At 48.6% G+C, this 12,458-nt stretch carries 10 protein-coding genes; 9 read left to right on the top strand and 1 reads right to left on the bottom strand.

What is annotated here, in order from left to right; genetic code table 11:
- Window positions 1-34: 34 nt before the first annotated feature.
- The 8 genes from UQ64_RS14560 (at window position 35) to UQ64_RS14525 (ending at window position 10,068) form a co-directional block, all read left to right on the top strand.
- Window positions 35-991, top strand: a complete 957-nt coding sequence (locus UQ64_RS14560; RefSeq protein WP_245237977.1) for an ABC transporter permease — start codon at window positions 35-37, stop codon at window positions 989-991.
- A 34-nt stretch (window positions 992-1,025) separates the two neighbouring features.
- Window positions 1,026-1,922, top strand: coding sequence for a carbohydrate ABC transporter permease (locus tag UQ64_RS14555; protein ID WP_060624185.1), 897 nt, complete (start codon window positions 1,026-1,028; stop codon window positions 1,920-1,922).
- A 525-nt stretch (window positions 1,923-2,447) separates the two neighbouring features.
- Window positions 2,448-3,710, top strand: coding sequence for a glycoside hydrolase family 36 protein (locus UQ64_RS14550; RefSeq protein ID WP_245237976.1), 1,263 nt, complete (start codon window positions 2,448-2,450; stop codon window positions 3,708-3,710).
- Window positions 3,711-4,127: 417 nt separating this feature from the next.
- Window positions 4,128-5,120 carry a hypothetical protein gene (locus tag UQ64_RS14545; protein WP_156417559.1) on the top strand — a complete coding sequence of 331 codons (993 nt, stop codon included), beginning with the start codon at window positions 4,128-4,130 and terminating at the stop codon, window positions 5,118-5,120.
- Between the two features lie 31 nt (window positions 5,121-5,151).
- Complete coding sequence (gene melA, locus UQ64_RS14540; protein WP_060624182.1) at window positions 5,152-6,450, top strand: alpha-glucosidase/alpha-galactosidase; 1,299 nt, start codon at window positions 5,152-5,154, stop codon at window positions 6,448-6,450.
- Window positions 6,447-7,652, top strand: coding sequence for an MFS transporter (locus UQ64_RS14535; protein WP_082651142.1), 1,206 nt, complete (start codon window positions 6,447-6,449; stop codon window positions 7,650-7,652). Before melA ends, UQ64_RS14535 begins: the two co-directional genes overlap by 4 nt.
- 246 nt (window positions 7,653-7,898) lie before the next feature.
- Window positions 7,899-9,089, top strand: coding sequence for a glycine C-acetyltransferase (locus tag UQ64_RS14530; RefSeq protein WP_060624180.1), 1,191 nt, complete (start codon window positions 7,899-7,901; stop codon window positions 9,087-9,089).
- Between the two features lie 31 nt (window positions 9,090-9,120).
- Complete coding sequence (locus UQ64_RS14525) at window positions 9,121-10,068, top strand: NAD-dependent epimerase/dehydratase family protein (RefSeq protein WP_060624179.1); 948 nt, start codon at window positions 9,121-9,123, stop codon at window positions 10,066-10,068.
- A gap of 341 nt (window positions 10,069-10,409) precedes the next feature.
- Here UQ64_RS14525 and UQ64_RS14520 read toward each other — a convergent pair whose 3' ends face one another.
- Window positions 10,410-11,609 carry an ROK family protein gene (locus tag UQ64_RS14520; RefSeq protein ID WP_245237974.1) on the bottom strand — a complete coding sequence of 400 codons (1,200 nt, stop codon included), beginning with the start codon at window positions 11,607-11,609 and terminating at the stop codon, window positions 10,410-10,412.
- 184 nt (window positions 11,610-11,793) lie between these two features.
- On the opposite strand from UQ64_RS14520, the gene UQ64_RS14515 reads away from it, so the two are divergent.
- Complete coding sequence (locus tag UQ64_RS14515; RefSeq protein WP_245237971.1) at window positions 11,794-12,456, top strand: chromate transporter; 663 nt, start codon at window positions 11,794-11,796, stop codon at window positions 12,454-12,456.
- Window positions 12,457-12,458 lie beyond the last annotated feature (2 nt).

Raw genomic sequence — 12,458 nt, 5'->3', positions numbered from 1 at the left:
CCTCTTGTTAAAAAAAAGATTTGGAGGCGTATGCGTGAACAAATTGAATCAATTAAATCCAACAGCATCATCGCAAATGAAAATTCGGAACGCGATGAGAAGTTTGTATCGGGAACGGCAATTATGGCTGATCAGCATCCCTATGATCATTTGGGTTCTAATATTCAGCTATATGCCGATGTATGGTATTTTGATGGCTTTCGTCAACTATATTCCCGGCAATACGATTCTACAGAGCGATTGGGTAGGGCTTACCCATTTTAAGATGTTCTTTGATTCGCCGGACTTCCCACTCGTCTTGCGAAATACGTTGGCTATTAGCGGGCTGAGTATCTTATTCGGATTTCCGGCGCCGATCGTGCTGGCCATCTTACTGAACGAGCTGAATAACAAACGATTCAAAAAGACGATTCAGACGATTTCTTATTTGCCTCACTTTATTTCATGGGTTGTCGTGGCTAGCATTCTGTTCGCCCTCCTAGGCAACGAGGGTATCTTGAACGACGTGTTAATACGATTGGATATCATTGATCAACCGATCTCTTATCTGGGCGAAGGAAAATACTTTTGGGGGATCATCACTTCAGCGAATTTGTGGAAGGACGTCGGTTGGTCCACCATTATTTATTTATCCGCGATGGCGGGCGTCGATTCGGAGATGTACGATGCCGGCAAAGTCGATGGGTTAAACCGATTCGGACTGATCTGGCATATTACGCTTCCAAGCATTCGGTCGACGATCGTATTGCTCTGGATACTCGGCATCGGCGGCATCTTGAACGCAGGATTCGAACAGCAGTTGTTGATCGGAAACGCGCAAACGAGAGAGTATTACGAGGTTATCGATACGTATGCCTATAAATACGGCATCGAGCTCGGGAACTATTCGTACGGTGCAGCCATCGGGCTGTTGAAAGCGATTATCGGGGTTACTCTCGTGTTCGGTGCGAACAGGTTCTCGAAAAAAGTGCTGGATACGTCGATCATTTAATACGATACATGTCAATGACAGGAGGCGCGACCTGATGAATTCGTCTTTTCAAAAGAAGTCGCTTGGAAGCAAAATTTTTGATTGTGCCAATGTTGGCTTTATGTTGCTTTTTTCAGTGCTCATGATATATCCCTTTCTGAATTTGCTGGCCCTCTCGTTAAATGACGGTGCGGATGCAGCAAGAGGGGGCATCTTTCTTTGGCCGAGAATGTTCTCAATTGATGCATATAGCTTCATGCTTCACGAGAATAAATTGTTTTCGGGGTTCGGCATTTCGATCCTGAGAGTGCTTGTCGGCACGACCACCTGCGTGATGGCAACAGGTTTGCTGGCTTATATAAGTACGGTAAGGCATTTTTCAGGCAGGAAATTGATGCGAATAATGTTTTTGATGACGATGTACATTAGCGGTGGATTGATTCCGACGTATTTGCTGATCGTGAAGCTGGGGTTGATCAATTCATTTCATGTTTATTGGATCCCAAGCTTATTGAATGCGTACTACATGCTCATTATGGCTTCCTATATGCAAAATTTACCCGAATCGCTATTCGAATCGGCGCGTATCGATGGGGCCAACGAGCTTGGCATATACTTCCGGATTGTCATGCCAATTTCGTTGCCGGTATTTGCGTCGATCGCCGTCTTCAGTTCGGTCGGACATTGGAATTCTTGGTTCGATGTCGTCTTGTACAACTCGAACGGACATTGGGATACGCTACAGGTTTACTTGCGGAAATTGCTACTCGAAGTGGAATCGTTCGAAGAGATCAAAAATCAGCAGATCGCGCAATCCAAATTCAGAACGTTGTCTCCGGTCACCTTGCGGGCTGCGGTTACGATGGTCGTGACGCTACCGATCGTGTTTATCTACCCGTTCCTTCAAAAATATTTTGTCGGGGGTATTACGCTAGGCGCGGTAAAAGGTTAATCAGACGCGATAGAGAGGAGTTATGATGTGCAAAATATTTCATCAAGCGGTTATACGTTTATCTTGACGGGAGGAGAAGAAGATTTTGACGTTTCGCTCTCCTTGAAACAATCGGCAACTGGCATAATTCGTTTAAACATGAAACTTCAGTCCGATGAACCTAGAATTCCCGGAGCAATGGAGTTGACCTGGCAGCTTCCGATTATCGACGTGTTCGCCTGCTGGCATCCAGGTTTTTATCGGAACAAGAGGCTTCGAGTGGACTGGGAGAGTGGATTCCGTTCGAAGGCAACGTCGTCCGCACCGGTTTGCGTCCTTTACGGATTCCAAGGAAACAACAAGATGACGTTTGCTTTTTCCGACGCGCTCAATCTGGTCGAATTAAAAGCGGGCATTCACGAAGAAGCATCGAATTTTCTTTGTTCTGTCAAGCTGTTTCAGGATCTGAGCTCGCCGATCCAGTCTTACGAAGCGACGCTCCATATCGATACGCGTGACATTCCGTATGAAGAAAGCCTTGCGGATGTGCAACGATGGTGGTCTACGCTACCGGGATATGAACCGAGTCCTGTACCTGATACGGCAAAGCTTCCGATGTACGCGACCTGGTACAGCTTTCATCAGCAACTGTCGGCAGAAGCGGTCGAACGACAATGTGAGATCGCCAAAGCAATGGGCTGCGAATCCGTCATTGTTGACGATGGTTGGCAAACGGCGGACAATGCGCGCGGGTACGCCTATTGCGGTGATTGGGATGTGTTCGAAGGCAAAATTCCAGATATGAGGGCGCATGTTGATCGTATTCACAAGATCGGAATGAAGTTTCTGCTATGGTATTCCGTTCCATTCGTCGGGAAGCACAGCAACGTCTGGCTAAAGTTCGAGAATAAACTGCTCGGAAAAATCGAAGATTTGGGCGCGGGTGTGCTCGATCCGCGATTCCCAGACGTTAGGGAATATATTATTGGAACTTACGAGAAAGCGCTGCGGGACTGGGATTTGGATGGATTTAAGCTTGATTTCGTGGACAGCTTTAATCTCACATTAGCCAGCAACATCGAAGGAAGAGATTACGAATCGGTACCGGAAGCGGTCGACCGTCTCTTAAGCGACGTGATGTCTAGGCTAAGGGCGATAAAGCCGGATATCATGATCGAATTCCGCCAATCGTACATCGGACCGCTCATGCGTAAATATGGCAATATGTTCCGTGCGATGGACTGTCCGAACGATGCGTTGGAGAATCGTTCACGTACGCTGGACGTTCGTCTGCTCGCGGGAGATACCGCCGTTCATGCCGATCCGCTCATGTGGAATCCAGAAGAGCCGACGGAGAACGCAGCGTTGCAATTTGTGAATACGTTGTTTGCCGTCCCGCAAGTATCAGTTTTGCTAGATCAACTTCCCGAATCCCATCTCCGGATGTTACGATTCTGGCTATCATTCTGGCGCGAGAAGAGAGAGGTTCTGCAGGACGGGCGGTTGACCGCGAAGCATCCGGAGCTGGTCTATCCGCTTGTGACTGCCAGCGGAGATGACGAAGCTATTACGGCCGTTTACGCGGATATCGTTGCGAATCCGGGCTCCCGGATACCGAAAACGTGGTTCATTGTCAATGGTACGCTTAACGATAGAATCGTGATTGAGCTCGAGGAAAGCATGGGCGAACGAAACGTCGTCATAAGGGATTGCCAAGGCCAGGTAACGTCTACGTATAAATCAGTGTTCGCGATGGGGCTTCATCCGATCGCGATCCCTCCAGCTGGTATTGCCGTATTCGAAGCGTAATCCCGACCGTGATCAAAAATTTGTGGAAGGATGAATCCGCCAATGAGCATTTATGATCCACAACTCGGACGAGTGACGATTGACTCTTCGAACCAGCAACTTATTGCAGGCTTCGACTGGGCGAAAAGCCAAGCGCTTGCCTATGTCTCGAACGGAACGCCGGTCGGTAAATTTTACGAAGCTGCGCTGCCGGGCAGGGATGCCTTCTGCATGCGCGACTTGAGCCATCAGAGTGTCGGGGCTAATGTACTCGGTCTGCAGGACTATACAAAAAACATGCTGTTTAAGTTCGCGGAGGGCATTACCGATTCTCGGGATTGGTGCACGTACTGGGAGATCGACAAATACGATCGGCCAGCCCCGGTCGATTATACGGACGATTCCGACTTCTGGTATAACCTTCCTGCGAACTTCGACATGCTGGATTGCTGCTATAAGCAATACCTGTGGACGGGAGACCGCGATTACGTAGATCATCCGGTATTCCGGAATTTCTACGAGCGGACCGTCACCGATTATATCGATCGTTGGGACAAAGATAAGGACGGGTTTCCTGAGCATTACGCTCCTTACGGTCGAAGAGGTATCGCCTCCTACGTGGAAGACGGCCTTCATCCGCTTCTTGGAGGCGATGTGTTGGCAGCTCAATACGCAGCATTTGGCTCTTATTCCCGTTTTCTCGCGATAAGTGGAAAGGCGGCTCTGGCAGAACTTTACAAGAACAAGGCGAAAGAGGTTCGGAAGCTGTACAACCGGGACTGGTGGAACGAAGAGAATGGCAGATTCAACGGCGCACTCATGCAAGATCGCCGAGGTTATCCTGGTTACTACTACTCGGCTACTTACTTGCCATTCTATTTCGATCTGGTAGAGCCGGGCAACAGAAAAAAACGCGCCTTAAGGGATGTTGTACATCACGGCGGCTCGAATGTCGAGGAAAAGTCCCATATGGCCGAGATTTTCTACAAACACGGCTTGAATCAGGAGGCCTATTCATCCTTGCTGGAAATGATGGATCCACAGCTGAAGAGGCGGGAATATCCCGAAGTGAGCTATAGCGTCATCGGAGCTATTTTAACGGGTACGATGGGCTTGTCCGCAGACGCTCATCGTCAAAGCTTGGTCACCATGTCCCGCCTGACGGATTCGATCGATTGGATCGAAGCAAAGGATATACCCGTAATGAGCGGACATATCGATATTGCTCATGCGAACGGTCGCGAATCGACGTTGGCGAACGGGACGGGACGCACGCTTCAGTGGGAGGCGCGATTCTCCGGCAGCCATCAGAAGCTATACGTGAACGGAACCGTCATGCCAGCGTCGATCGGAAGCGACGGAAATGGAGAATTCGTGAGCACGGCGGTAATTGAGTTGAACCCGGGCGATCGGGCTACGGTAAAATTATAAATTTGCAACATAGAGGAATGAGGGAAATCATATGTCCAAAATTACTTTTCTTGGTGCGGGAAGCACCATTTTTGCTAAAAACGTATTAGGGGATTGCATGCTGTCGCCAGCACTTCAGGATTTCGAGCTAGCGTTATTCGATATTGACGAAGAACGTTTGAAAGATTCGGAGAACATCATTCTGAACTTGAAACAAACGCTCGGCAGCAATTGTTTGGTTAAAGCCTATCGTAACCGTAAAGAAGCGCTTAAAGGGGCCAAGTATGTCGTTAACGCGATTCAGGTCGGCGGATATGATCCGTGCACGATTATCGACTTCGAGGTTCCGAAGAAATACGGCTTGCGGCAAACGATTGCCGATACCATCGGCATCGGTGGTATCTTCCGCAACTTGCGGACAATTCCGGTCATGCTTGATTTCGCCGAAGACATGAAGGAAGTTTGTCCTGATGCGTTGTTCTTGAACTATACGAATCCGATGGCTGTGCTGACGAACGTCATGAATACCTACGGTGGAATTAATACGGTAGGCTTGTGCCACAGTGTTCAAGTGTGCGTCCCTCATATTTTTGACCATCTGGGGATGGATCACGAAGGTGTGCAATGGAAAATCGCTGGCATCAACCATATGGCCTGGTTGCTGGAAGTGACGAAAAACGGCGTCGATTTGTATCCGGAAATCAAACGGCGGGCAGCGGAAAAGCAAAAGGAGAAGCACGACGACATGGTGCGGTTCGAGCTGATGCAGAAGTTCGGGTATTACATCACGGAATCGTCCGAGCATAACGCTGAATACCATCCGTATTTCATCAAACGGCAATATCCGGAGCTGATCGAGCAATTCAACATTCCGCTGGACGAATACCCTCGTCGATGCGTTAACCAGATAGAGCGTTGGAAGACGATGCGGAACGAATTGATCGGGAACAAAAACCTGGCGCACAAGCGGACGTCCGAGTATGCTTCCTTTATTTTCGAAGCGATGGAGACGAACGTACCGATCAAAATCGGGGGTAATGTTATGAATACGGGCCTTATCACGAATTTGCCTAAGGAAGCCTGCGTCGAAGTACCGTGCATAGTCGACTCGAGCGGAGTCACTCCGACATTCGTCGGGGATTTGCCGCCGCAATGCGCCGCGTTGAACCGCACGAATATCAATACACAATTGCTAACGATCGAAGCGGCGATGACGGGTAAAAAAGAACATATTTATCACGCAGCAATGCTCGACCCGCATACATCTGCAGAATTGTCTATGGATGAAATCGTTTCCTTATGCGACGACCTGATCGAAGCGCACGGTAATTGGCTGCCTGAATTCAAATGAGAGAAAGGTTCCGCTTAGTAAATATCGACATGTTGTCGCGTCTGTCACTTTGCGTCGTCTTGTTGTCGACCGGGATGACGTTGGTCTGGCCGATCAATGTCGTGTATATGCACGATGCGTTCGGGCGGACAGCTTCCGCGGCGGGCTTGGTGCTTCTCTTCAATAATGGTGCGTCTTTCGTCGGCAATGTACTCGGAGGGTTTATCTATGACCGCTGGGGAGGAAAAACGACGGTATACGCGGGAATTATCGGTTCTGCGAGCGTCGTCACGGCCATGGGGATCGTTCGCGACTTCTATGGTTACGCTGCTTTGCTGACTCTGCTCGGATTTTTCGGTGGTCTCGTCTATCCGGTCATCAATGCCGTTGCGGTTTCCAGCAGCCCAGGAGAGGAACTGAAAGCTGTCAATCGGATATTCGTGTCGCATAATATCGGCATGGCATTGGGTGCATCATTAGGCGGCTTGATCGCCGATATGTCCATCCGGGCTTTGTTCTTCGGGAATGCATTGCTGTACGTTTTGTTTCTGGTCATGTTCGCCGCATTTATCCATGAGCCGATCACGCCGGGGCAAGCCGCGCGTTCGAATCGGAGCGGCGATGGCAGGGAAGTCGCGCACGGGAGCAAGTTTATCATCATCCTATGCATCGCTTTTGCCATATCGTGGCTTTGTTACAGTCAGTGGGCCGCAATCGTGCCGCTGCATTCGCAGGCAAACAGTATTTCCTTTCGTTCGTACAGCATGTTATGGACGATTAACGGCGCGCTCATCATGCTTTCCCTCCCGGTGAAAATGAGATTATTAATCCGCTATCCCGTTACCGCAAGGGGGCAGGTTGTGATCGGTTCGATACTTTTCGGACTGGGCTTGTTGACCGTCGGATTGTCCATCCATTACAGTCAGTTTGTCGTCGCTATGATCCTCATGACACTCGGGGAAATTCTCGTTTTCCCATCGGTACCGGCTTGGGCGCTGGAGAAGGTGGGCCCCGGGGCACGAGGTAGAGTTATGGGCTGGATAGCGGCTTCTTCTACGGCGGGCAGGATGGCTGGACCGTTTATTGGCGGCATTCTATACGAAAATATTGGCGGTAAAGGCATGTTTGCAATCATGGCGGTTGTCTGCGTCGCGGGGATCTGTTTGTATTTGATCCCCGACAAGCTGTCCGATGCACAAAGGGTGCGGACAGTTTCGGAATAATGCTTAATTCATGCGGCAAGAGATCCCCCGCTCCCTCACGGGAAGGGGATCTTTTTCACACTTTTCGAGAGGTGTTTTAAGGGTGATACGTGAGGGAATGGAACGAATCGTAAAGTTCGTCCCATTATAGCGTTCTTCCATATCGTCGAAATAGAAGGGCTTGACTCGCCTTATACGGAAGTGATCACAATTTGCCCGAACCCAAGTGAAGAGTATATCTAACAAAAAGAAGAAGGGGAGATGGGAATGAGTAGTAAGACTCTAATGACGTTTCTTCAGAACGGTATATCCGAATTGAAGAGGAATGGTTTATATAACGAAATCGATCCCCTGGAGGGTCCGAACGGACCTATCATTATGATCAGGGGCGTGAAGCGGATCAACCTATCCTCCAACAATTATCTTGGCCTTGCAACGGATGATAGGCTTATTGCTGCTGCCGTGAAGGCAACTGAGAAGTATGGTGCCGGATCAGGAGCTGTTCGAACCATCAACGGAACGTTCGACCTGCATGTGCGACTTGAAGAGAAACTCGCCGAATTCAAGCACACGGAGGCTGCAATTGCTTACCAATCCGGTTTCAACTGTAATATGGCTGCCATCTCGGCCGTCATGGACCAACATGATGCGATTTTGTCCGATGAGCTGAATCATGCATCCATTATCGATGGATGTCGTTTGTCCCGAGCGAAAATCATTCGCTATCGCCATTCTGACATAGAAGATTTACGCGCAAAGGCAGAGGAGGCTACCAGATCCGGTGGATACGGCAAGATAATGGTGATCACGGATGGCGTGTTTTCGATGGATGGGGACATTGCGAAGTTGCCTGAGATTCAGGAAATCGCTGAAATATTCGACTTGATTACGTATGTGGACGATGCTCATGGCTCAGGGGTGCTGGGAGACGGAGCTGGGACGGTCAAACATTTCGGGTTGTCCGATCGAATCGATTTTCAAATGGGGACATTGTCCAAGGCAATTGGCGTGGCTGGCGGTTATGTGGCAGGGCGTCGCGATTTGATCGATTGGCTGAAAGTACGAAGCCGTCCATTCCTGTTTTCAACTTCGCTGCCTCCGGCGGCGATAGGAGCTTGCATCGAGGCGATTGGTATTTTGAAGCGGAGTACGGAGTTGCAAGATCGTCTTTGGGCAAACGGAGACTATTTGAAGCAAGGGCTTATTAAGCTCGGTTACAACGTCGGTGCGAGTGAAACGCCAATCACCCCGTGTATCATCGGAGACGAAGTGTTGACCCAAATGTTCAGTAAGCGGCTGATGGAGGAAGGCGTCTATGCGAAAGCGATCGTGTTTCCAACAGTACCGAAGGGTACGGGACGCATTCGCAATATGCCAACGGCGGCGCATACGACGGATATGCTCAATGAGGCGTTAGCCGCATATGAACGGGTGGGATGCGAGATGAGCTTGATATGACGAGACTATCGGGAAAGGAGAGTTATGTAGTATGAAAAAGATCCTAGTAACCGGTGCCCTCGGGCAAATCGGATCTGAACTGGTGTGCCATCTGCGTCGACTTTATGGCGCGGCTCAGGTGGTGGCAACGGATATTCGTTTAAGCGATAATGCCGCAGCTCATTCGGGACCTTTTGAGTTGTTGGATGTCATGGACGGTGCGTCGATGTTGGAAATTGCGAAGGCGCATCAAGTCGATACGATCCTGCATCTGGCTGCCCTCCTTTCCGCCACCGCCGAAGCCAAACCGCTTCTAGCTTGGAACCTTAACATGGGCGGATTGACCAATGCCCTAGAGGTCTCGCGGGAGTTAGGCTGTTCGTTCTTTACACCGAGCTCGATCGGCGCGTTCGGACCCGGCACGCCAAAAAAGGGAACGCCTCAAGATACCGTTCAGAGGCCGGTAACGATGTATGGCGTGAGCAAAGTAGCGGGTGAACTGCTCTGCGACTATTATCATCAGAAGTATGGTATTGATACGCGTAGCTTGCGGTTTCCCGGGTTGATATCATACATGGCGCCTCCCGGAGGCGGAACGACGGACTATGTCGTCGATATGTACGTCGAAGCCCTTGCAAAGGGACAGTATACTTCTTATATTGCAGAGGGCACCTTCCTAGATATGATGTATTTGCCGGACGCATTGGAGGCGATCGTGAAGTTGATGGAGGCGGACCCAGCGCGTCTTCGGCACCGCAATGCTTTTAACGTAACGGCCATGAGCGTCGATCCTGAGACAGTTGCGACGTCGATTCGGCGTTATATCCCTGACTTCGTACTGAACTATCATGTGGATCCGGTTCGTCAAGCGATCGCAGAGAGTTGGCCGAATTCGCTCGATTCGACCGCTGCAACGCAGGAGTGGGGGTTTTCTCCAGTATACGATTTAGGGGGCATGACCAAGGACATGCTTGAAAATTTGAGTGGTCGTCTAACTTAGCATTTTGACCGCAGGACAGACCTTGTTTTGGTATTTTAGAAAAGTGCGGCAACAGGCTCTATGCTAGGGTCATCTGAATCATCACGCGGCGACTGCACCCCTCATTACTTTGTCTCAACAGACAATGGGGGATGCATTTTTTTTATGTCCAGATATTCGATTAACTATGATGTTTTACTCATCGTTGAAATACATACCTATGATTTAATTGAAGAAATAGGAAATAGCTTTCACAAAGCAAAGGTTGTATTTATATAGGAAGGGCAGAATCGTATGACAAAATTGCTGTCAGCCATTATAGGTCAGACTAAAAAAGGTTGTCCCACAACCATTTTGTTATGTTAAAGAACCATTTGATTTCTTACCATAATAGCGGCTCCAGTCACCACAGCTTCTTCTTTTAAAGTACCTAGAGTGAAGTGAGGTTGGTATTCAGGATAACGGTAAGTGTTTCGCTGCGCCACTTCAACCGCCGTTTGGAAGAACAACTCGTGAGAGTGGATGAGCGCACCACCTAGAATGATGGTCTCAGGATGTAACAGGTTGATAACGTTGGCGAGGCCAATCCCAAAGTGAATGGCGGCTTGGGTAAATAATTCACGCGCGTGTGGATTACCCTCTCTAAAGGCTTGTACCAATACATCATAAGTTAGCTTCTCAGGCGAGACTTTATATCTTTGGAGGATCAGGTCGTTGTCATATTTCGCCTCTGAGCGTGCGCTTTGTTCTAGCGCCTGCACAGATACGAATGCTTCCAGAGCACCGTAGTTCCCATCATTGTTTAATCGGGGTCCGTCTGTCTGGATGATCATTTGACCAATGGCATCCTCCATATCCATCGTGCCATGAACAATACTTCCATGTGACATCATCGCATAGCGGAGTCCTGCTCCAGCATGTACATAAAGCATATGCTGAATGTTTGCGTGACGGATAGACCATCGTTCCCCAAGCAGTGCGGAATTGGCCCCGTTGTCGAGCAAAGCTTTGAAGCCCGTCCGTTCCTCCACCAGTTTGCAAATCGGGAGATTGTTCCAGCCTGAAGAAGGGAAGTGCAGCGGCTTAAGGATCAAGCCATGTTCCCGATCAAGTGGCCCCACAGCCCCTATTCCTATCCCTATGATTTGACTGTCCACTAACTGATGGTCCCTAAGGAAAGAACGTATTTGATTACTGATATGATCTATAAATCTTTGAGGTGTGAATGCCTGATCCATTCGCCAGTGAACAATTGATTTTGGGTTCATTTGCATATCAAATAAACCAAGGGAAGAATACACCCTGGAAATCTCTAAACCGATGATATAACCGTAGGAAGGGTTGATCTGGTATAAAATAGGTCTTCTGCCTCCGCTAGATTCCCCAAATCCGCATTCAATCAGCAAGCCTTCTTCCGTCATTTCATCCAATATTCGGGTCATTGTGCTTTTGGTAAGTGAAAATGTTTGTAAAAGATCTAACTTGGAAACTGTGCCTTGTTCGGCGATTCGATCATATAGGAGTTTCTTTGGGGATGGAATGTGTGTCGAGCGCTTTTCCACGATATACCTCCAAGCTATATAGGATGAACTAGTAAGATCGTTTTCTATAAAGTTTGTATTTATTAACATTAATATAGTATAACGCATAAACCTTAGATTGTATTTTACCGTTCGAAAAACTTAATTCCATTTTGGGAAAAAGTGATATAATGAAATTATGTCAGAAAATATAAGGGTGGAGTCCATGAGAACAACTATGAAAACAAATGCGATGACGAATACGGACCTGAGGATAAGTCTATTGTTCCAGTTGTTTTGGGTATTTGTTCGAATCGGTCCCGTAACTTTCGGGGGAGGTTATGCGATGATCCCTATGATCGAACGGGAAATTTCCGCCAAACGGAAATGGCTGGGGGAAGAGGAGATGGATGAAATTCTATCTTTAGCTGGCGCAGCACCAGGTGGGGTAGGTGTAAATGCGGCGGCATTCATTGGTTATCGTCTTGCTGGTGTGAAGGGTGCGATTGCTGCAATCGCTGGGATTACGATTCCAACCTTTATCATTGTTTGCTTGCTTAGCGCCGTATACTCACAACTGGCTGAAGAGCCGAAAGTTATTGCTGCCATGAAGGGGATTCATGGTGCTGTTATTGCCTTGATCCTAGTAGCCGCATATCGAATGGCCAAGAACGCTATTTTTGACAAGACTACCGCTGTTACGGCGTTGGTTATACCGATTGTTTTATTAGTATCCGGAATCAATCCCATTTACGTGATCGCAGTTGGATTGATTATCGGGTTTGTATATATGCCAATCAAACAGCTCTTAGGGCTCCAAGTTCGGACGGAGAAGGATTCCTTGAATAATTCTGATGAAGAGTCGAATTATCCGGAGTATTACATCTAGGG

Source organism: Paenibacillus etheri, assembly GCF_001012825.1.
GTDB lineage: Bacteria > Bacillota > Bacilli > Paenibacillales > Paenibacillaceae > Paenibacillus_AQ > Paenibacillus_AQ etheri.
The sequence above is the reverse complement of the archived record's forward strand: the minus strand, read 5'-3'. Positions and strand labels throughout refer to the sequence as shown.

Coding starts and splice junctions, on each gene's coding strand:
- UQ64_RS14530 (WP_060624180.1), top strand. CDS start 7,899: ATGAGTAGTAAGACTCTAATGACGTTTCTTCAGAACGGTATATCCGAA.
- UQ64_RS14515 (WP_245237971.1), top strand. CDS start 11,794: ATGAGAACAACTATGAAAACAAATGCGATGACGAATACGGACCTGAGG.
- UQ64_RS14555 (WP_060624185.1), top strand. CDS start 1,026: ATGAATTCGTCTTTTCAAAAGAAGTCGCTTGGAAGCAAAATTTTTGAT.
- UQ64_RS14545 (WP_156417559.1), top strand. CDS start 4,128: ATGCTGGATTGCTGCTATAAGCAATACCTGTGGACGGGAGACCGCGAT.
- UQ64_RS14535 (WP_082651142.1), top strand. CDS start 6,447: ATGAGAGAAAGGTTCCGCTTAGTAAATATCGACATGTTGTCGCGTCTG.
- UQ64_RS14525 (WP_060624179.1), top strand. CDS start 9,121: ATGAAAAAGATCCTAGTAACCGGTGCCCTCGGGCAAATCGGATCTGAA.
- melA (WP_060624182.1), top strand. CDS start 5,152: ATGTCCAAAATTACTTTTCTTGGTGCGGGAAGCACCATTTTTGCTAAA.